Origin of the sequence: Pseudoalteromonas holothuriae (genome assembly GCF_945859825.1) — a bacterium.
GTDB lineage: Bacteria > Pseudomonadota > Gammaproteobacteria > Enterobacterales > Alteromonadaceae > Pseudoalteromonas > Pseudoalteromonas holothuriae.
On sequence record NZ_CAMAPC010000025.1, the window covers coordinates 42,182 to 62,814 of the forward strand.

Sequence of the window (20,633 nt, forward strand, 5' to 3'; positions counted from 1 at the left end):
TGGCTTTTTTGAGCACAGGCTCAGGGGCCTTGCATCGAATAATGCAAGGACCCTTACTGCAAAAAGAATTTATTATTACCAGGTGGTTACGTTGAACTTCAGGTCAGATACTTCGCCATAGTGGAAATTATTACAGCCATCTTGACCTTTACCTGCTTGAGGTTGCTCTTCTAAACGAGCACGTATGACGTAGTCATTGTCTTCCCACCATCTAACATATGGCAGAAATAACGACTGACTAGCTTTGATACGGCAGCGACCATTACCATAACAATCTTTGGTATAGTTACTGTTCATATCACTGAAGTTTTCTTCGCCCGACTCAAACTTCTTATCTTGGTCTTTATCTAACCAAATCGTAAAACGCAATTCATTTTGACGGTTGTTAAGTAACCGTTCTGCGGTTGATTCATTGATTTCATTACTGACAATATCTACCGTTAGTTCTTGTGAGCGAATAAAGCTAAAACCTGTATCGAATGAAGCATAACCACTGCTACTAGTACCTTGTGCCCCAGTTACCGCGCGCCGGTTATTGATAGATGTCCACATTTTGACTTGGTCTATGTAAAACGTATCTGCATTATTTGGGTTACTGATCCCTACCACACACTGCTTAGGCTCTGATAGAGTAATATTACGACTTATCGTATCTATATCATCACTGCCATCTTGATAACTGACAGTGAGGGTAATCGTGTAATTGCCTGCTGTTTGCGGATAATCAATAATACCAGGGTGACGTTGCGCACTTGTACGTCCATCAAAACCAAATTGCCATTGAAAGCTTGGCTGACGTAATGCATTAACTTCAGAGGTATTGATAAATTCTACGCGATTATCAGCAAGGATTTGATAGTCAAAACCAGCTTTAATAGGAAGCTCTGGCACTTCAACATCCGCTTTTAGGTCAACCACCTGAGCCTGCTTTGTATGCCCACATGTGTCATAAAAGTTATATTCACTACCAATCGCAACACGCAACATAGTTATTCCCGCAGAGACCGTGTCGGGTAGTGTAAATTTGAGTGTGCCACTGCCAATTAGTTGATTGTTTAAGACCATCTCATCTGCCGAGAACAAACCATTACGGTTGCTGTCAACCAGCACCGTTGCTTTTTTATCACTCAAAGATGCTGGTAGTATTAAACTATGTTCATTATGCCTATTCAGTACGAGTGCATTTGACACTAAGCTTTGATAACGCGCGTTAGTCAAAGCCAATGCCTCTGCGTTGATTGACACATCGCTGGTATGCACTTGGCCTTGGTTAAAGTAAGGCTCGCATGCGGCATCAACTGCGCGACTATAAAAGTGACGATAGCCCACTTTCTGCTGACCATTTTTCAGCGTGACAATAAGTTTAAAGCGAATTAAATCATCAACTTCAACTTGTCGTGAGCGTGCTAAGTAATCAAAAACACTGGCGCTGTCACCTTGTTGCCAGCGCTCGATAGTGCCATCTCCCCAGTCAATATCCAGCTTTGCAATATCATCAGCGGGCACTGTGGCAAGTCGATAGTGAAGTGTGTCATAGTTGATTTCCCCCTCAAAATCGAGCGTGGATAACTCTGAACTTCGCGCACTAATACCGACCGAGTGTAACGTTTCGTCAATGTTAGATTTTAGCTGCTGCTCACTCCCTAACTCGGTAAAGTTTTGCGCTTGAGATAGCAAACACTGTCCTGCATCTTCAATACTGGCCCCTGGGAAAAAGCACTCTACATTAGCACGCAAAAATAGCTTGAAAGCATTTTCAATTGACCAGCCATGGGTTTTGACTAATTCATAAAAGGCTTTTCTTAGTACGCCTCCAATGTGGTAGGTAGATAATCCAGTTTGATAATCTTTGAAGTGATCGATACTACGGCCATCCCAAGATGGCATCTCAAAAAAACGAGCGCCTTTATCTTCATACATCACATCCCAGCCATACCACCATTTGCGGTTTTTCTGGTGATTGTGCACACTGTCACTGATTTGATCTAAATAGGCGGCTGATTGGCTATAGTCCCCACCAATATGTGATTGTAGGTAATCCAGCACTGCCACACTGGCGATATCAGAAAACGCCTCGTTAATCGCACCATCTTGATCTGCTGAGCCTAGTTGACTGTTCCAATGTGTTATAGCATGGCTTGCTTCATGAGCTACAACATCTAAGGTGGTATGAAAGTAATGTGTTCCACCGTAATTACCAGTACCGTAATTAACGTAAGTATCATCCCAATTTGCTTGTGTATTACCGAAGGTATTATTACCCACATTTTGTTGCAACTGCTTTAAACAAAACCCATTCGGGTCACAATTTGTAGACTGATTAGGATACATTTGTTTGAGTAGAGTATGATAAAATTGCATCACAAGGCCTGCATTAAAATGCGCCTCGTTTACCGCTAAATAGCTATAGTAGTCATAGTATTGATCGTCAATACGCTGCTTATCAAAATGTTCATTATTAGCGCCGCATTGATAGCTTGCCGCTACCGTCTTATCACCCATGTAATCAATGGTTTTTACATAAGGGTTTTCTAAAGTACAGGTATCGTTGTTTCGACTAACTACAAATGGGTAGCCTGAAAATGCTTGAAATATCGCACCATCTTGCACTTGTAATAATAGTTCTTGGCCTTTAGGACTGCTTGCATCAAATTGATAATTTAAGCAATTACTCATACTTTGCGGCTGTGGTGAATAACAAATCGCACCTAATTTTTCATTTCCACCAATACCACCACCAGCAACTAAGCCTTGATTTAATCTGTCTAAGTCTTGGGCTCTGCTCAGTACTTGTAGCGTTTTCGCATCTAGTACGTATCGATACATGTGAGCATTTATTATGCCCCTGAGCACAATAACAGGGGTTAGCTGATTATTGATAACTTCATAGGCTCGTTGTAGTTGCACATTTTTTGGCGCGATTTGTAACTTTGCTTCAATATCTGCTAATAGCTTATCATCTGCATATGAGAATCTTTTTGGTGTTATATATCGTACAGCTTGATCTACAGTGACCGCTTTACCCAAGCCTTGTTGTACATGACCATACTCACTCTTTATCAATACAAAGCGTGCACCGAGTATCGGCCATTGACCTACAAATGTTTGATAGTGTTGATACTCTTGATGCTTACCTGATGATTTTATAAGTCGATACTTTAACTGCCCCTCATGCAAATCAACTGTAGAGCTTATCTGTGACTGTATCGTGGCTTCGTATCTTCTTGGGGCAATAGACTGCTCAATAGTTGACCAAACATGAGGTTGGTTAATTAAAGAGTGCATCTCAATGGCTTGACCTCCTCCAGTCATACCAAGTAACCCACAGGCAATGAAAAGTGAATACTTGTTCATTTCAACTCCTTGTTGAATTCGCTTCAGAACACCTTGTTGATCTAAAGGTGGCTAATTATTAACTAGAGTAATGCATCAAAATTAACAATTAAATAACAAAAAAGAGTGAATATAACTTTCAACAACTATAAGATCTTGATTTAAAATAACTATGGTTATAAATATTTTTATTTACAAAGGAGGGTTCTTTGTGAGAATAAAATATTCATTAACATTTAAAAGTAAAATAAGGTACAAAGGCAGTAAAAATGGTTGATTATATATCTGGGAAAGAAGGAGTTATTGACCACCTTTACAGCAATTTAGTTGCTAAAATGCAATATTACTGAGGTGGTTCAATGAAGCAAATTAAGTATTTAGGACTGTGTGCCGTAATGATTGGCACCACGGGCAATGTAGCGTAACTGCCAAATTAACCGCTCAGTTAACTCCGCCCTTTGCTCAGCATCTTGGTCAAGTGCTTCGGCACCCGCATTAAATACTAAGATCACCATTGCCTCAGATTGCATGTAAGCATGATTTTGATTACACGGCGTTTCACTTTCAAGGTAATGGGCCAATTCAAGAATAAAGTGCTTTATTTCTCTGGCAACTGCAGCACGAAATGCTTTTGATGTACCTGAACGCTCTCTAAGTAACAATCTAAATTGGTTGCTTGAGGTCTCAATAAACTCCATAAAAGTTTCTACAGAAGTGATAATTACGCTCCCTCCACTGGCAATTCGCCTGCGAGCTTGGCGCATTAATTGACGTAAGGTTAAGCCAGCCTCATCAACCATCGTCAAGCCTAGTTCATTCATATCTTTAAAGTGACGATAAAAAGATGTCGGTGCAATACCCGCTTCACGAGCAACTTCACGTAAGCTAAGATTAGAAAAACTGTGTTCTGCACTGAGTTGATTGAAAGCGGCTTCTATCAATGCTTGCCTTGTTTTTTGCTTTTGTTGTGCGCGAACACCTGACATTTATCAACTCCAATCGCGATTTTTTTGAAACGATCTTAAGTCTAATACTTGACGGCAGCAGAATGAAATATTATTTTAGCTTACAAGTGTACGCTGAAATTAAACAATCATGAAAAAACCACCCATTATTTGGACCAACGTCTTGTTCTTTAGTCTGTCATTTTTGGCAGCAATTACCTTAGTGCCTTGGTATGGCATTACCTATGGATTCACCGCCACCCACTGGGTCGTCTTTGTATGCTGTATGTTCTATGCAGGATTATCGATTACGGCAGGCTACCACAGACTCTGGGCACATAAAGCCTATGACGCACACCCAGCTATTCAATGGGTTTTCGCCATAGGTGGTGCATTCGCCCTGCAAAACAGTGCACTGCACTGGAGTAGCGATCACAGAGTTCATCATGGCCAGGTAGATGACCCCATTAAAGACCCCTATGCAGCAACTAATGGTTTTTGGTACAGTCATATTGGCTGGATGCTCAGAGACTATCAAGGAGATAGCTACAATAATTACGCCAATGCACGTGATTTGCAACGCAACAAAATCGTGATGTTTCAGCACCGCCACTACTTAACGTTGGTTTTACTGACTAATATTGGCATTCCTTTAGCCCTCGGCTTGCTGTTTTCTAACGGTTGGTTAGAAGTGCTAGGAATGTTGTTACTGGCAGGAGTGCTCAGATTAGTACTCAGCCAGCACTTTACGTTTTTTATTAACTCATTGGCTCATATTTGGGGCTCTCGCCCTTACACTGAAAAAAATACCGCACGGGATAATGGCTTCTTAGCCTTATTTACCTATGGTGAGGGTTACCATAATTTCCATCATATTTTTGCCAGTGACTACCGCAATGGTATTCAGTGGTATCACTATGACCCCACTAAGTGGATGATAAGAGTACTGGCAGCGTTAGGGCTTGCATCAAAACTAAAACGTACTCCAATAGAGCGAATAGAAAAAGCAAAAGCAGAAACTTTGTTATTAAAAACAAAAGTACGCCTCGCAAAATTGCCTTTAGCGCAAGATAAGCTTACATTGTTACATCAAGAGTATGAATTGCTTCTAAAAAAGCTTCAGACGTTTTGCTGTGTGCAAAAGCAATTAATTGAAGCAAAAAAAGATTCCATGCTTGAGCACTATGATAAGTCTGCATTGATGAGTCAATATCAAGAATTAGAAGCAGCTTGGCACAGTCAAAAACAGGCGTGGTTAGCATTAAATGCGAGGCTGCTAAAACCGTCTTTTAGCTAATATTTGGCGGCCTCCAAAATAGAATGAGGAAGAGGCCGTGACTAAGCCAAAAAATAAACCTGCCCCCGTAGCACAGACAGGTTCAGATACATTTCAATATGATGCAATAATTATAGGTACTGGCCCTGGTGGTGAAGGGGCCGCCATGAACTTATCTAAAAGCAACAAAAAAGTAGCGGTGATTGAACGCCAAGAATCAGTAGGTGGGGGCTGTGTACATTGGGGTACAATTCCCTCTAAAGCGCTTCGTCACTCTGTCAGTCGATTAATTGAATATAAAGCCAACCCTTTATATCGCTTTGCTGAAAAGCCACAACGTCATACCTTTCAGGATATTCTAAATCACGCTAGTACCGTAATATCCAAGCAGTCTAATTTACGTAGTAGCTTTTATGAACGTAATCGTATTCATTTGTATCAAGGTAATGCAAGTTTTGTTGATCAGCACACCATTAAAGTTGAACACATTGATGGATCACAAGATTTAATTACGGCACGCACCATTGTAATAGCCACTGGTTCACGCCCATATCGTCCACCTGAAGTAGACTTTGCTCACCCAAGAGTTTATGACAGCGATACCATTTTAAGCTTAAAACATAATCCACAGCGCGTACTCATTTATGGTGCTGGTGTAATTGGCTGCGAGTATGCATCTATTTTCAAAGGGTTAGGTGCTAAAGTCGATTTAATTAATACTCGTGACCGTCTATTGGCTTTTATGGATGCTGAAATTTCGGATGCGCTAAGCTATCACTTTTGGAATAGTGGCATTGTGATCCGCCATAATGAAGATTTTGCAAGGGTAGAAACTCGCGACGATGGTGTGATTTTACATTTAAAATCTGGCAAACGCGTCAAAGCAGATTGCATTTTATTTGCTAATGGTAGAACAGGTAACACCAATGGCCTTAATTTACCAGCCATCAATTTAAAAGCAGATGGACGTGGACAGTTAAAAGTAAACGAAAACTACCAAACTGAGATAGATAATGTGTATGCGGTTGGTGATGTGATTGGCTACCCGAGTTTAGCAAGTGCTGCGTTTGATCAAGGCCGTATTGCTGCCGATGCCATTGCCCACGGCGAATGTGCTGACAAATTAATTATCGATATACCGGCCGGCATTTATACGATTCCTGAGATGAGTTCTGTAGGGAAAACAGAACAGCAACTCACTGCAGCGAAAATTCCCTATGAGGTTGGTCGTGCGCAGTTTAAACACCTTGCTAGGGCACAGATCACAGGCACTGAGGTCGGTAGTTTAAAGCTGCTATTTCACGTTGAAACTAAAGAGCTTTTGGGCGTACATTGCTTTGGCGAACGCGCTTCAGAAATTGTACATATCGGCCAAGCTATCATGGAGCAAAAAGGCCCAGGAAATAACGTTGAATATTTCGTCAACACCACCTTTAACTACCCTACCATGGCCGAAGCATATCGAGTAGCCGCACTCAATGGCTTAAATCGTTTGTTTGATTAAAAAATAAAGCGCCAATTGGCGCTTTATTTTTAAAACTGATATTGTGCGGTTATTCGCCATATCTGCTCATCTAACCCAAGCGTTCGACCTACGGCTAATCGAGCATCGGCTTCATAGTCGATAAACTGCAACTCTGCACCGAGTTGCCACTTTTCAGATAACGACTTTTGCACGTTGATAGTTGCTCCTTGAGTAAAGCTGGCATTTTCATCAAATTGCCAGAAATCTTTATCTATTACTTTAGATTGCTCTGCTTTGGCACTCACTCGGTAATCATCAAACGTATGACTAAACATGACAAACCAGCTGTAAAAGTCATTATCAACCCCTCGATTTAACCCCATCGCTGTGTTACCTAACATTGCTTGCATAATAACCTGTGATTGCGCACTCAATTTTGCGCGCCAAGCCAAACTCCAAAATTTGGTATCCCATGCATATTGCTTGGTCACGTAATTAATTGCGCTAGGATCGCCATTATTATCGTACCAATAAAGTCGCACGTTATGACGCTTTAAATAACTCCAATGCAGCCCTGTATAATAGCCAAAACGCCCGTCAATTTCAGTAAATGGTTCAACATACTGCCCTTGGAGGCGTAACTGCGGCGTGCTAAGCGATTTGAGCGGAGCAAACCCGATGCGCTCATTAAAAACACTTTGTCTATCATGAGGTACAAAACCGCGCCACGCGATGAGCGTGCCTGCTGGATCATTTCCTTTAAATATTGCACCAATCATGCTGATATCATGCTTTGAGCGAAACCGCCTTGCTGCACGCTTAAGTTCAAATTCAGCGCCAAAAGTACGCACTTCCTCACCCAGCCATGCATTCAAAGCTGAGTAATGATAGGTATAAGGAGAAGCCCAGCCAAGTGCCGGATTTTCTAACGACATCCTTGGATAAAATCCGCCTATTCGAGCACTAAATTGATATCCTTGTGCCAATGGTTGATACTGAGCATAGGCCTCTGTTAGCCCAAATTTATCCTTGGGGTCCGCAACATACTGCGCAACACCATGTGCCGACCAAGCAGAACTTAAATCGACTCTCGTACTTAACACAGCACGACTCACACCTAATTGATTACTTCCTTTATCAAACCTTGCGATACCCCACCCCTGCTGATGCCAAGCTTTCATATTACTGGGGTTGGTTAAAGAGACATCAATCGCACCTTTAAAGTGCGTCGAGATATCTTGTGCTGCTACATAGGGACTTAGCAGTAACACACTTAGCATAGCGCTTAATTGTTTACTCGTAATCATCTGTTTCATCAGTGAGGAACTCCATTTTTTCGAGTAACGGCTGCTTAATTTGATATTTCACAGACTGAGATACTTGGGTAATAGTCAATGACATACTTTCTGGGTCATCTAGGTTCTCAAAACGTTCGTGCCATACATTTAATTGTGCGTTACCCAGCTGAGTACTGTTAATATCAAGGTTGACCTTACCTTGAGCATTACTGACACCATAAACCCCTGAATTGACAATCAAGATATACCCCAGCATCCAATCATGAATATTACACCCCAGCTCTACCACACCTGTTTCCTTAAAATGCACAGGTGCCAAAGGCTTATCACGATAAAGCTTTAATTCGAATGACTTAGCTTTAGAAAATGAATACACATGGTGAAGTATCGAATCAAAATTTGGGAAGTCTACTTTGCTCTTCGTTGGGATGATCAACGTATGTGGCACAAATGCTCTATTTTTTTGGCCCATACTATACACTTTGTCTTTTTGAGATTGACTAGCTTGCCATTGGTCACCAGCCAACCACACAGCAGCTCCTGAAATTGCCTTACCTTGAGAATCGCTTATGGTTACTTCAAGTGCAGGGCTTGAACAACTTACAAATCCAAACAAAAACAGTATTTTTCTCATGTGTATTCCGTACGTGTCATATGGTATTGAATATTGTGCACACCAAGCTATTAGGAGAGTAGACCTAAGATACGCCTTTTAGTATTCAAAATGAATACGTATGCAGAAATTTCAGAGTTTCCCTATGTGCGCCGTATGCTAATACAACACCATAAATGACCACAAATAAGGGAACCCTATGCGCTTAATCAGCACTTTGGTAATGTGCAGTAGCTTGTTTTGTTCAACAACCCAAGCGGCAAACTACTCTGTTAGCTCTCCCGATGGCACTATCGAGTTCACTATTGACGATAGCCAATCTCAACCTAAATACCAAGTTAAGTTTAACGATAAGCAACTATTAAGTAACTCCAAATTAGGCTTTGAGTTTAAACATGCTCCTGCAATGAGAAACAACTTAGAAATTGCCAAAGCAACAACCAGCAATTACCAAGATACTTGGCAACAACCTTGGGGTGAAGCGCGCTTAATTGAAGACCATCATAATGAATTGGCGGTTAGCTTTCGTGATATAGATAATAAAAAATCAGCATATCTATTGAGAGTACGCGTATTCAATGATGGCTTGGGCTTTCGTTATGAAGTCAACCAAAGTAATGCGCTATATATCACTAAAGAGTTAACTGAATTTAATTTTGTCGATAGTCAACACAGCACAGCATGGTGGATCCCTGCCAGAGGTTGGAATCGCTATGAGTACACCTATAACACCACAGCCTTGCAAAAAGCCGCTCATGTACATACACCTTTTACATTAAAAAATGCAGATGGTGTGCATATTAGCGTGCATGAAGCTGCCTTAGTCGACTACGCTGCGATGACACTGAACCAACGTCGACCTGGCACATTTGTAGCAGATTTAACTCCTTGGTCTGACGGGATAAGAGTAAAAACAAATGGTCAATTTAAAACTCCATGGCGCACCTTACAAATTGGTGATGCTGCAATAGATTTATTGAACTCTCACTTAATCTTAAATCTTAACGAGCCAAATAAACTCGGCGATGTTTCTTGGGTTGAACCGGGTAAATATTTAGGTATTTGGTGGGGCATGCACATTGGTAAAAATACGTGGGGCAGTGGTGAAAAACATGGTGCAACTACCGCCCACACCAGAGAATACTTAAGCTTTGCCGCCAAACATGGTTTCGATGGTGTATTAGTTGAAGGCTGGAATACCGGTTGGGACGGAGATTGGTTTTTTAACGGAGATGTATTTAGTTTCACTCAAAACTACCCAGACTTTGATATCAAAGCGATTGGTGAATACGCAAAGCAGGTGGGTGCACGACTAATTGGCCATCATGAAACCTCTGGGAACGTAAGTAACTATCGTCTGCAAATGAAAGATGCCTTTGAATTGTATCAACAGATAGGCGTTCGCCAAGTAAAAACAGGTTATGTCGCAGATGGCGGCAATATAAAGCGCATTGATGAACGTGGCCATGCGCGTTTTGAATGGCACGACGGTCAGTTTATGGTGAATGAATATTTACATAACGTAAAACAGGCCGCCAATTATCACATTAGCATTAACACCCATGAGCCAATTAAAGATACCGGCCTACGTCGTACCTACCCTAATTGGCTTAGTCGTGAAGGCGCGCGAGGACAAGAGTTTAACGCTTGGGGTACACCACCCAACCCACCAGAACATACTCCAATGCTCGCATTTACACGCATGTTAGCTGGCCCGATGGATTTTACCCCTGGTATTTTCGATATGAGCTTTAATGGCTTAGGCGATAAAACCAATCGACCACAAACCACGCTGGCAAAACAACTAGCTCTTTACGTTGTGCTATATAGCCCCATTCAAATGGCCGCTGATTTACCAAAAAACTACCTTGCCAAAGCTGATGCCTTCAAATTTATCAAAGATGTCCCGACTGATTGGGAAAGCAGTATCGCACTATCCGGTGAGGTAGGGGATTATGTGGTATTTGCCCGTAAAGAAAGGCAACGCGGTAAATACACTGGCAAAGATTGGTATTTGGGCGCGATTACTGATGAACACGCACGTACTATCACAGTCAAATTAGACTTTTTAGAACCGAATCAAAAGTTTGAAGCGCAAATTTACCAAGATGGTAAAAATGCACAATGGAAAACTAACCCATATGACATAAACATCAGTAAACGTCTCGTTACGAACAAAGATAAACTCACTTTAACACTTGCCACCAGCGGCGGTACGGCAATCCGTTTCAAGGCACTTTAATTGACATATAAACATCGGTATCTTAACGATGCCGATGCTTTCTGCCGCACCGTAGCCCTACTCTCCCTCTGCTATAATTAACCTAAGATTTGGATAAGGCTTTGCAAGAAAAAATACTTTGTTGGTAACATTACTTAGTGAAATTGCTTAATTATTCGTATTTATAACCACACATTATTTTTGTTAAATCGTAACCACCTGATAAAAAAGAAATAATAAAATGGCCTACTCATTGCTTTATAATTTTAAATAATAAAAATGCGACATAGAGAGAATAACGTGCCAGTACCAATTAACGACAGGCCTGTAGAATCGGTAAGAGAAGAAGTAATAGACCAACTTATCTTAAACTACAGTCATGGTGAAATATCAGCTGATGCATTTGAAAGACGACTAGACAAAGCATACAGCTTAAGCGAGCCTGAGCAGCTCCAAGCTTTAGCAGCGGACCTACCTCTGCAGTCAGACCCTCGCTATCACAGTGAAAAGCAAGCCAGAATGCAACCTAAGTTCACGGCATCTGAGCAGCACCCTGACACTCTCAATATTACTTCTATTTTAAGTTCTGACCAACGCACAGGAGAGTGGATTGTTCCTAAACATATCCATTTAAACAACTACTTTAGCGGCATAGAACTGGACTTTAGAAATGCAATTTTCACTCACCCAGAGGTGACGATCGAAGTAAATTGCATTTTTGGCAGTGATGAAATCATTGTACCTGAAAATATCGACGTGATTACCAATACCACCAATATATTAGGTCAAGTGAGTAATAACCGAGCGGGGCTTTCATCCAATACCTACAATACTCAGCGCCCTAAGCTTTATATTCAAGGTAAGGTGATTTTAGGCAGCGTTGATATTAGCGTTAAAAAAACCATGCAAGAAAAAGTCAGACAATTTGCCGACAGCTTAAAATCACTGTTTGATGAAAAAGGAAGCTCTTAAGCCGCCGCTTATACATCCGCAGAGCCTTAGTCGCAGTTAGGCTCTGCATAAACCATAATAATATGCATCTGCGCGCTCATTACCTAGTTTAAAGTGACTACGTAAATACCCTTCTCGTTGCATACCTAGCTTTTCCATTAACTTCCATGATGCAACATTGTCAGTTGCACACAATGCCGTAATTTTCATCACCGGCTGTTGCACAAATAGCTGAGTTATAAATGCATCTACTGCCTCAAAAGCATAACCTTGACCGATAAAGTCTTTATGTAATCGATAGCCAATTTCGCCTATCAAGCTTTCTGTGTTTACATATTTAAACATCAATTCACCAATTAACCGACCACTATAATTTAGTGTAATTCCCAAAGCTAAACGCTGATGCTCTTCGCCATGCCAAGGTTCACACCCTTCTAATAAACGTGCTTTGGCTTGATCTAAAGTCAAAGGCTCACCAATATAACGAGACGTGGTAGTACAACTGCGATGTTCAAAACATGCTTGGATGTCATCAGGCGTCACACGTCTTATGACTAACCGCTGCGTATTAAATTGCATTAACTAATCCTTACTAGTGTGTGTTTAAAACACTGATACCCGCTATTTGTCGGTCCTTTATCAATAAAGAACCGCCTCATCTAATAACCTAAAAAATATATAATTTCAAAAACTTAGCACCTAACGTAATATAAAACTGGCACCGTAATGTATTAAAAGAAGTATCGAAATACCACTTTTAATACGCCAACTCTCTCTTTATAGTGAACTCGATAATTGTGCCTGACGACGTTGTAGGTGCCACCCGATAAACTGGCTTAAAATTAAAGAGCAGACAGCTAAACCGGCTCCAAAGTAAAATACCAATGAGTTATCATATAACCAAACAACTCCAAAACTAGCCGGAATGACAACGGCAGCGATGTGATTAATAGTAAAACTTACCCCTGCAGTTGAAGCAATATCTTCTGGCCTCGCTATTTTTTGAAAATATGTTTTAAGCGCAATTGCCATCGCAAAAAATAAGTGATCAACAACATATAACACCGCGGCAAAGTCTGCAGATTCAACCAATGCATAACCAGTAAATACCAGTATTAAACCCGTATATTCTATCGTTAGTGCCTTTTGTTCACCCATCTTGGCTATCATTTTACCAATCATGGGGGCCGCAAAGATATTTATCACATGATTTAGCATATACAATGCGGTGATCTGAGCGACATCAAAACCAAACTTCTCAACCATCAAAAAACCAGCAAACACCATAAATATTTGTCGGCGCGCACCAGAGAAAAACACTAATAGGTAATACAGGCTATATTCCTTACGCAAAATGAGTTTTTTATTCTGGATACTATGTGCCTGAAAATGTGGAAATGCATTTATCATAAATAATGTAAGAATTAGTCCTATACCACCGAGTAATAAATACAGCCATACGTACCCAACCTGTAAAAAACTCACGAATAACCAGATCATTGCAAATGTAACTAATGACGCCATAGACTTTATCGACATCAATTGCCCTAACTTCTGCGCAGCTTCGTCTTTGCTGAACCACTGAAGACTGAGTGATTGATTTAGTGTCTCAAAATAGTGAAAACCAACAGACATTAATACCGTGGTCGCATAAAGGCCATAAATAGTCGGGAAAAAACCGGTCACAGCAACCCCTATCGATAATAAACATAAGCTGATTAGCGCAAAGGTCTGTTCTTTCAAAACCAAGAGCACAAACACGGCAGTAAACGCTAAAAAGCCAGGAATTTCTCGCAAAGATTGCAGCATACCCATGTTCGCACCATTAAAGTTCGCAGCCTCTATCGCAAAGTTGTTTAACAAGGCTGTCCATGCAGCAAACGTCACCGCCATCACAATTGTTGCCAGCGCTAAAAAGCCAAATGGTGTTTTCCATTTTTGAGCAGGTACATGTTCCATTGCCTCTCCTAAAAGCACGTTGATTAAATTTCATGCTCATTGTATGCTCAATTTTAAATGACCAAAATACAACACCATGACAGAAAGTTTATCAAACCAGACAAGTTTAGGCTGGGTGAGCAGTCAAACACGATTTAACCTAACCCACTTAGGTAAGCCTGTTTACCCAAGAGCAACCACTATGCCGCCTTGGCAACATGTACAAACACATCAACATACTTGGGGGCAACTTGCTTACACCAGCAATGGTGTAATGACAATTAACACCCCTGCTGGGAATTTTGTTATTCCACCCGATCAAGCTCTTTGGCTCCCCCCTAATTTACCTCATGAAACATTTTGCCGTTATGGCGGACATTTTCGTAGTGTTTATATTGATGGTGACTATATTGACGTTTTAGGTCGTGATGCCAAGCTATTGCACGTAGATGAGTTACTAAAATCTATCATTTTAGAAATATGTCAATGGGATCCTAACTATACTCTCGATGAAAAAAAGCTGCGTTTTATTGATGTCTTTATAGACAGGCTCGAATCAGCTCCAACTAGCGCCTTTTTTATGCCAACAGCTCAAGACCCTAGATTATTGCCCATAATCAGTGAGCTTCATGCTAACCCCGGATGTAATAAAACACTACAGCAATGGGGTGAAGAGGTTGGCGCGTCAACCAGAACCCTTAACAGGCTGTTTCACAAAAGCTTTACAATGAACTTCAGCCAATGGAAACAAAAACTGCGAGGATTAAGAGCGGTAGAGATGATAGAAGCGGGTTACAGTCAACAACTTATCGCGGAGCAACTGGGGTTTGAATCAAGCTCAGCTTTTAATACTGCCTTTAAGAAGGTGTTTGATTGTACTCCAGGGCAATACTTACGTAAATAAACGTTATAAGTAGGCTTTCGTAAATAAAAACCTACTAGTGCAACATAAAAAACCAATGCAACTTAACGTATTTATTTTATAACTACAAACGTGCCTTCAAATTTTGCAACCAATACATCACCATCATATACGTTAACTGGCACAACATATTTTACCTTAGACTCATCTGCTAACGTATCAAGGTTACCTTCACACTCGGATAATGATACTGTCGCATTCGGCGCTGCCGTCAAAGGTTTAAGGTACTTAATATTGGCATCTGCTAATACAATATCTCCTTCTATATTTAGCTCTTTCATCGCCAAATAAGTTGCCCCCCAACCTGTGAGAGTCGCCATACTATAAATTGAGCCAGCAAACATTGAGCTATGAAGGTTAAGGTTCGCTTTCAAATCAGCACGCGTTGAAAATTGCCAGTCGGTGTAGCTATCTACTTTAATACCCATCGCATCACTAATGGGGATTGATTCACGCCAAGTATCTTGTAAAACTTGCGTCCAATCAGGATGGCGAAACCAACCAGGCTCTGTGGGTTTTTGCTTAACCATTTTCCAGTGCTGAATGTCATTGTAGGCAAGGTGTGCTTTCTCTACCATTTGATATCCATGGCGTTCATAAAAAGCGAGTGCCCGCTCTCTAGCAAATAACACCAACTCATCAGCACTTTGCCGCCAAGCACTTTTCTCAAGCTCATGTAATAAACGACTACCCAAATGGTGTCCTCTATGTTCCTCTGATACAGCCATATAACGGACTTGTGCTTGCTGTTGGTTATTAAAATGCAATCGCGCGACAGCTAATACTTGCTCTTCATTATTTTTAATGTATAAGTGCTCAGATTCTTGCTCTAAATCGTCCTGCTCCGAACCTCTTGGTTGCCCCCAAGGGGCACGTAATACCTGCCAGCGTAATTGATAGTAAGCTTGCCAGTCTTCACTACTTTGGGGTGAGCTAACCTTAAACATATATACTCCTGTTCTTCATTTTTCTTGCCGATGTGCGATAAACCATACTCGAAATCGTAAGAACTGAACATACTCGATTAGTAGAAGTTTCATGTATTTCGTAAAAAATATCGCACAAAATGTGTATTATCGAAGCCTTAAGCTATGCTCATTTAACTATGTATGATTTTGTAACTACCAAAGGCACAATCGCCAATCAATTTGTGCAACAAAGCCATAAATTAGGACACCTACTTTATTGGCATAAACAAGGCGATATTAGTATTCAAGTCAGACAGGATAAAACCTTGCGCTGGTTGTTGATCAATGACACTTTACAATCTGTAGTGGCAAGAGAACATCCAGAACACTTTCTTTTTCCTCATTTACAAGCCCTAGAAAAAATTTGGCAGAATCTAACTCCGCCAAAAAGTGTATTAGAGTTAGGACTAGGAGGTGGTGCAATCAGAGATTATCTACAGGCCATGTACACCGATTGTCATGTATTTTCGGTCGATAACAACCCAGACATTGTGCACTGCTATAAAAAGTACTTTAGCACGAAAAAAGCTTGTCACGTTGCCTGTATGAGCGCAGATTCAGCGTTAAGTGAAGGACAAAAATATGATTGGATCATTTTAGACTTATTCAGTGAAATGCGCGCCCCTTTGTTCTTATTCCAACACCCATTTTATCAACTGTTGCGAGCCGCGCTTAACCCTAAAGGCTGGTTATTCATCAACTTTCTTTGTGAGCATCACTCACAAAGAAAACATTTAGAACATCTACTTATTACTAACTTTGGAAAAAAGCCTCATATCGTAACCCTATCTGATTACGCCAACCATATTATTGCCGTTAGACGTTAAACGTTAGACGTTAGACGTTAGACGTTAGACGTTAGACGTTAGACGTTAGACGTTAGACGTTAGACGTTAGACGTTAGACGTTAGACGTTAGACGTTAGACGTTAGACGTTAGACGTTAGACGTATAGATTAAATGTAACAGGTCCATCATTACATAATGTGACTTGCATATCTGCTGCAAATTGGCCAGTGGCAACTTGTATACCAGATGCTCTTGCTTGCTCAATAAATAACTCATAAAGCGCTTTAGCTTGTTCTGGCGTTGCCGCTGAAGAAAAGCTAGGTCTCATTCCCTTGTTTGTATTCGCAGCCAAAGTAAATTGTGACACGACTAATAATTGCCCTGATATATCTTTCAGGCTTAGATTCATCTTGCCATCAGCATCAGTAAAAATACGATAATTACTTATTTTATGCAGTAACTTTGTTACGTGACTTATTTCGTCATTTTTTTCCACGCCTAACAAAACCAGTATACCCGTGCCTATCTCACCAACTACGTGACTATCCACTTCGACTTTGGCTTGAGACACTCTTTGTATAAGACCCTGCACTTCTCCCCCTATTTAATCGATGCACAAGAATATAACTATAAGCGAATGATATACCATGTTCTACCTACCTTTTGCTTAACTATGTGTGTAATTTACATGCTAATAAGTCTGCTGCTCGACGAATCGCCTCAAAATATGCTTCATTTGCACCGCTGTGCCCTATGCCATCCAAAATGTACAACTGAGCATCTAACGCTTTAGCCAAACGCTGTACCGGTGCAAATCGGCAAACAAGGTCATGCCTGCCATGAATAAACCAAATGGGTATTTTTTGAAAATTTTTAGGTGCAGTATCTAACCCTTTGAGCTGCTCAAATACTTTTGGGCTAAAATAATGACACATAATCTTTGCCTGTTGTGTGATACAGCTAACTTGCTCCAAGTGATAACGACTCATCGCAGCAGCCAAAGTAACTTGCCTATCCCAGCTATGCCAATGAAGTGCCGCTTTGTGTTGTAATAATTCATCTTCGCTGGATAACGCATTTTGATAATAAGCCAGTATATCCTGCATACAACTAAAACCTTGACTGAACTCTTCATAGCTTTCTGGATAAAACTGGGCACCCGCGCCATTTTTGGAATATAACCAGTGCAAGTCCTCAGGTGTTGCTAAAAAGCTCGCCCACAAAATAAGACCTTTAATACGCTCAGGATAAGTGTGTGCGAATAACAAACTTAGTGTTGCCCCCCAAGAACCACCCGCGAACACAGCTTGTTTAATTTCGAGGTGATCTAATAAGTTATTAATATCTTGGATTAGGTGCTTAGGCGTATTGTTATCTAATATTAATGGAGTTGAGCCACCACATCCGCGCTGACTGAATAAAATAATACGGTAGCGCTTGGGGTTGAAGTACTGCGTAGTGTCTACGCTGAGCCCACTCCCTGGTCCACCATGACTGATCAATACAGGTAACCCATCAGCTTTCCCATACTCTTCAACATAAATTTGATGACCTTCACCTACAGCAAAATGAAAGTTACGTAACATGTCACCCACTCTATAACCTTGTGCCATCAAAGTACCTCTTTAACTTACGGTAGTTCCCTCTCATCTTGCTTATCATTATCAGCAAACCAAGGTACATGCTCACCTAAACAAACTGTAAATTCAGCACCCAAAAGAACAACTATCCATGATAAGTAAACCCAGACAAACAAAATTGGAACGGTTGCTAACGCACCGTAGATCACCTCGTAAGACGGAAAGTGACTAATATAGGCTGCAAATCCTTTTTTGGATAATTCAAATAGCATTGCAGCAAACAACGCCCCAGGTACCGCAGCACGAAATGACACACGAGTATTAGGCACTAGAGTATAGAGCATAATAAAACCAATCATAGAAATAGCATAAGGCAAAAGTTTCAGCAAAAAACCACTAAACCCCGGGATCCCCTGATCAGCAAAAGAGACCAACGAAACTATATAAGAGGTCACACCAATGCTAGCGCCTAATAATACAGGTCCCAGCGTTAACACCATCCAATAAATCGCAAACGAAATCATTAAAGGTCGCTTCTTTTGAATACGCCAAATTCTATTTAGCGCCGCATCAACATTGCGTATCAGTAAAAGAGCAATACCAGCTAGAAAACCTATACCAACAGCGGTCATTTGGTTAGCATTTCCCGTGAAAGCACTCATATGCGACTTAATACTATCTGTTGATGTCGGTACAAAGTTATTGAAAATAAAGTTTTCAATCGCCAAACGAGTATCTTCAAACCCAGGAAATGCAGAGAATATAGCTACACCCACCGCTATCAACGGCACCAAAGATAGCAGCGTTACATATGCTAAATACCCTGCATTAATCGTTATTTGATCTTCAATACAACGCGCAAAATAATAACGCCACCACTTTGGTTGCATCATTATAATTTGCTTAGTTTTATCAGCTAAAGCTGGGAAGTTAACATTCATAATAGTTTAATATCGAAAAACACTTTGCACATCATAGCAATCGGTTACATAATTTACAGCATGATAGATAGCAAATAGACTCAATATGAAACGAATTACACTAGCTACAGCACTTATTATAGCACTTTCAGGATGCCAAACTGCTTATTACTCTGCCATGGAAAAAGTCGGCATTCATAAACGTGAAATACTTGTTGATAGAGTCGAGGCCACCAAAGAGTCTCAAGAAGAATCTCAACAAGAGTTTCAATCCGCTTTAGAGCGGCTTAGTACATTGATTAACTTTGATGGTGGGGAGTTACAATCCGCATATGAACAGCTAAATAGCGATTACGAATCAAGCCTCGCTTCAGCAGAAGAGGTAAGTGTAAATATCAATAAGGTTGAAGATGTTGCCCAAGCACTTTTTGATGAGTGGCAAGATGAACTTGCACAATATTCAAGCGCCAACCTTAAACGTGAAAGTGAAAAAAAGCTAACTCAGACACAACGTCAGTTTGATCGATTACTTCGCTCTATGCGCAGTAGTGAACAAAAAATGCAACCTGTCTTGGCTTCTTTAAAAGACAATGTTTTATACCTTAAACATAATTTGAATGCTCAGGCGATTGTAGCCATTCGTGGTGAGTTTAAAAGCTTGCAAACTGATATTAAGTCTCTAATTGATGATATGAATCGCTCTATAGCCGACTCAAATAAATTCATTGAACAAATGAATGCTAGTAAATAGTGCTTTATTCAAAATGCTTACGGCGAAGAATTAACTAGCTAGAATGATCAATGTTTTAATAAAGTTGGTATTTCATTCCATTTGCACAAGGTGCAAATGTCTAATGACAAAGCGCGCAGCGCTTACATTCCATTTGCGCAAGGTGGAATAAGTGTAAAAGGTTAGCGACATGAGCGACGCGAATACACTCTTTTTACGCAAGGTGAAATGAGCAGGTTTAGCTGTTGCCGAGGGACTTATCGTGAAAAGGGTTAACGATGGCGAACGCAGTGAGTGCGTTTCCTTTGCGCAAGGTGAAGTAAGTGTAAAAGGTTAGCGACATGAGCGAAGCGAATACGCTCTTTTTACGCAAGGTGCATATAGTGCAAATGTCTAATGACAAAGCGCGCAGCGCTTACATTCCATTTGCGCAAGGTGCAATGAGTTATTTTAACAATCGCTGAGGGAATATCAGACTAACGACTGTGAAGCTTGCTCACTTCACCTTGCGCTAATTCGTCTCTTTATCAATGCCTATACCCTCTGCACTGTACGAGACGATTTAGCACACACAACAAAAAAGCCCGACTCTTTCGAATCGGGCTTTCTCTTAATTAAATCCTGGCGATGTTCTACTTTCACATGGCAAAGCCACACTATCATCGACGCTGTTTCGTTTCACTTCT

Annotated in this window: 18 protein-coding genes; 8 read left to right on the forward strand and 10 right to left on the reverse strand. The window is 40.8% G+C overall.

The window, feature by feature from the left end:
* Positions 1-75: 75 nt before the first annotated feature.
* Both OCI93_RS19605 and fabR read right to left on the reverse strand, forming a co-directional pair.
* On the reverse strand, positions 76-3,354 hold the full coding sequence (locus OCI93_RS19605) for a M4 family metallopeptidase (RefSeq protein ID WP_261627107.1): 3,279 nt from the start codon (positions 3,352-3,354) through the stop codon (positions 76-78).
* A 356-nt stretch (positions 3,355-3,710) separates the two neighbouring features.
* Entirely contained in the window at positions 3,711-4,319 is a 609-nt protein-coding gene (fabR, locus tag OCI93_RS19610) for an HTH-type transcriptional repressor FabR (RefSeq protein ID WP_261595181.1), read from the reverse strand.
* 109 nt (positions 4,320-4,428) lie between these two features.
* On the opposite strand from fabR, the gene OCI93_RS19615 reads away from it, so the two are divergent.
* Both OCI93_RS19615 and sthA read left to right on the forward strand, forming a co-directional pair.
* Positions 4,429-5,574, forward strand: a complete 1,146-nt coding sequence (locus OCI93_RS19615) for an acyl-CoA desaturase (protein WP_261595182.1) — start codon at positions 4,429-4,431, stop codon at positions 5,572-5,574.
* Positions 5,575-5,611: 37 nt separating this feature from the next.
* Positions 5,612-7,057, forward strand: coding sequence for a Si-specific NAD(P)(+) transhydrogenase (gene sthA, locus OCI93_RS19620; RefSeq protein WP_261595183.1), 1,446 nt, complete (start codon positions 5,612-5,614; stop codon positions 7,055-7,057).
* Between the two features lie 29 nt (positions 7,058-7,086).
* Here the strand turns inward: sthA and OCI93_RS19625 are convergent, their stop codons facing one another.
* On the reverse strand, positions 7,087-8,334 hold the full coding sequence (locus tag OCI93_RS19625; protein WP_261595184.1) for a hypothetical protein: 1,248 nt from the start codon (positions 8,332-8,334) through the stop codon (positions 7,087-7,089).
* Positions 8,312-8,950, reverse strand: coding sequence for a cupredoxin domain-containing protein (locus OCI93_RS19630; RefSeq protein WP_261595185.1), 639 nt, complete (start codon positions 8,948-8,950; stop codon positions 8,312-8,314). The genes OCI93_RS19625 and OCI93_RS19630 overlap by 23 nt, the downstream gene beginning before the upstream one ends.
* A gap of 178 nt (positions 8,951-9,128) precedes the next feature.
* Here OCI93_RS19630 and OCI93_RS19635 point away from each other — a divergent pair, with 178 nt between their 5' ends.
* Positions 9,129-11,171, forward strand: a complete 2,043-nt coding sequence (locus OCI93_RS19635) for a glycoside hydrolase family 97 protein (protein ID WP_261627108.1) — start codon at positions 9,129-9,131, stop codon at positions 11,169-11,171.
* A gap of 279 nt (positions 11,172-11,450) precedes the next feature.
* Entirely contained in the window at positions 11,451-12,122 is a 672-nt protein-coding gene (locus OCI93_RS19640; protein WP_261595187.1) for a cell wall-active antibiotics response protein, read from the forward strand.
* Positions 12,123-12,158: 36 nt separating this feature from the next.
* Here OCI93_RS19640 and OCI93_RS19645 read toward each other — a convergent pair whose 3' ends face one another.
* Together OCI93_RS19645 and OCI93_RS19650 are read right to left on the reverse strand one after the other, a co-directional pair.
* Positions 12,159-12,680 (reverse strand): GNAT family N-acetyltransferase, encoded by a 522-nt coding sequence (locus tag OCI93_RS19645; protein WP_261595188.1) that lies wholly within the window; start codon positions 12,678-12,680, stop codon positions 12,159-12,161.
* A 198-nt stretch (positions 12,681-12,878) separates the two neighbouring features.
* Positions 12,879-14,060, reverse strand: coding sequence for an MFS transporter (locus tag OCI93_RS19650; protein WP_261595189.1), 1,182 nt, complete (start codon positions 14,058-14,060; stop codon positions 12,879-12,881).
* Between the two features lie 76 nt (positions 14,061-14,136).
* Here OCI93_RS19650 and OCI93_RS19655 point away from each other — a divergent pair, with 76 nt between their 5' ends.
* Entirely contained in the window at positions 14,137-14,943 is an 807-nt protein-coding gene (locus OCI93_RS19655) for an AraC family transcriptional regulator (protein WP_261595190.1), read from the forward strand.
* A 71-nt stretch (positions 14,944-15,014) separates the two neighbouring features.
* On the opposite strand, the gene OCI93_RS19660 is transcribed toward OCI93_RS19655, so the two are convergent.
* The gene (locus OCI93_RS19660; RefSeq protein WP_261595191.1) at positions 15,015-15,908 is read right to left on the reverse strand and encodes a bifunctional GNAT family N-acetyltransferase/hotdog fold thioesterase; all 894 of its coding nucleotides are present in this window, start codon (positions 15,906-15,908) and stop codon (positions 15,015-15,017) included.
* A 158-nt stretch (positions 15,909-16,066) separates the two neighbouring features.
* Here OCI93_RS19660 and OCI93_RS19665 point away from each other — a divergent pair, with 158 nt between their 5' ends.
* The gene (locus OCI93_RS19665) at positions 16,067-16,756 is read left to right on the forward strand and encodes a spermidine synthase (protein ID WP_261595192.1); all 690 of its coding nucleotides are present in this window, start codon (positions 16,067-16,069) and stop codon (positions 16,754-16,756) included.
* 115 nt (positions 16,757-16,871) lie between these two features.
* On the opposite strand, the gene dtd is transcribed toward OCI93_RS19665, so the two are convergent.
* The 3 genes from dtd to OCI93_RS19680 form a co-directional block, all read right to left on the reverse strand.
* Positions 16,872-17,309 carry a D-aminoacyl-tRNA deacylase gene (gene dtd, locus OCI93_RS19670; protein ID WP_261595193.1) on the reverse strand — a complete coding sequence of 146 codons (438 nt, stop codon included), beginning with the start codon at positions 17,307-17,309 and terminating at the stop codon, positions 16,872-16,874.
* Positions 17,310-17,388: 79 nt separating this feature from the next.
* A complete protein-coding gene (locus OCI93_RS19675; RefSeq protein WP_261595194.1) occupies positions 17,389-18,330 on the reverse strand; it encodes an alpha/beta fold hydrolase in 942 nt (313 codons plus the stop codon).
* Positions 18,331-18,347: 17 nt separating this feature from the next.
* A complete protein-coding gene (locus OCI93_RS19680) occupies positions 18,348-19,238 on the reverse strand; it encodes a virulence factor BrkB family protein (protein WP_465250991.1) in 891 nt (296 codons plus the stop codon).
* Positions 19,239-19,323: 85 nt separating this feature from the next.
* Between OCI93_RS19680 and OCI93_RS19685 the strand changes: the two genes are divergently transcribed.
* Both OCI93_RS19685 and OCI93_RS19690 read left to right on the forward strand, forming a co-directional pair.
* The gene (locus tag OCI93_RS19685; RefSeq protein WP_261627109.1) at positions 19,324-19,968 is read left to right on the forward strand and encodes a DUF2959 domain-containing protein; all 645 of its coding nucleotides are present in this window, start codon (positions 19,324-19,326) and stop codon (positions 19,966-19,968) included.
* A gap of 320 nt (positions 19,969-20,288) precedes the next feature.
* A complete protein-coding gene (locus tag OCI93_RS19690; RefSeq protein WP_261592660.1) occupies positions 20,289-20,411 on the forward strand; it encodes a hypothetical protein in 123 nt (40 codons plus the stop codon).
* Positions 20,412-20,633: the final 222 nt, after the last annotated feature.

Coding starts and splice junctions, on each gene's coding strand:
- OCI93_RS19685 (WP_261627109.1), top strand. CDS start 19,324: ATGAAACGAATTACACTAGCTACAGCACTTATTATAGCACTTTCAGGA.
- OCI93_RS19655 (WP_261595190.1), top strand. CDS start 14,137: ATGACAGAAAGTTTATCAAACCAGACAAGTTTAGGCTGGGTGAGCAGT.
- OCI93_RS19625 (WP_261595184.1), bottom strand. CDS start 8,334: ATGAAACAGATGATTACGAGTAAACAATTAAGCGCTATGCTAAGTGTG.
- OCI93_RS19660 (WP_261595191.1), bottom strand. CDS start 15,908: ATGTTTAAGGTTAGCTCACCCCAAAGTAGTGAAGACTGGCAAGCTTAC.
- fabR (WP_261595181.1), bottom strand. CDS start 4,319: ATGTCAGGTGTTCGCGCACAACAAAAGCAAAAAACAAGGCAAGCATTG.
- OCI93_RS19665 (WP_261595192.1), top strand. CDS start 16,067: ATGTATGATTTTGTAACTACCAAAGGCACAATCGCCAATCAATTTGTG.
- OCI93_RS19605 (WP_261627107.1), bottom strand. CDS start 3,354: ATGAACAAGTATTCACTTTTCATTGCCTGTGGGTTACTTGGTATGACT.
- OCI93_RS19635 (WP_261627108.1), top strand. CDS start 9,129: ATGCGCTTAATCAGCACTTTGGTAATGTGCAGTAGCTTGTTTTGTTCA.
- OCI93_RS19645 (WP_261595188.1), bottom strand. CDS start 12,680: ATGCAATTTAATACGCAGCGGTTAGTCATAAGACGTGTGACGCCTGAT.
- OCI93_RS19650 (WP_261595189.1), bottom strand. CDS start 14,060: ATGGAACATGTACCTGCTCAAAAATGGAAAACACCATTTGGCTTTTTA.
- OCI93_RS19690 (WP_261592660.1), top strand. CDS start 20,289: ATGAGCGAAGCGAATACGCTCTTTTTACGCAAGGTGCATATAGTGCAA.
- OCI93_RS19630 (WP_261595185.1), bottom strand. CDS start 8,950: ATGAGAAAAATACTGTTTTTGTTTGGATTTGTAAGTTGTTCAAGCCCT.
- OCI93_RS19680 (WP_465250991.1), bottom strand. CDS start 19,238: ATGAATGTTAACTTCCCAGCTTTAGCTGATAAAACTAAGCAAATTATA.
- OCI93_RS19675 (WP_261595194.1), bottom strand. CDS start 18,330: ATGGCACAAGGTTATAGAGTGGGTGACATGTTACGTAACTTTCATTTT.
- OCI93_RS19615 (WP_261595182.1), top strand. CDS start 4,429: ATGAAAAAACCACCCATTATTTGGACCAACGTCTTGTTCTTTAGTCTG.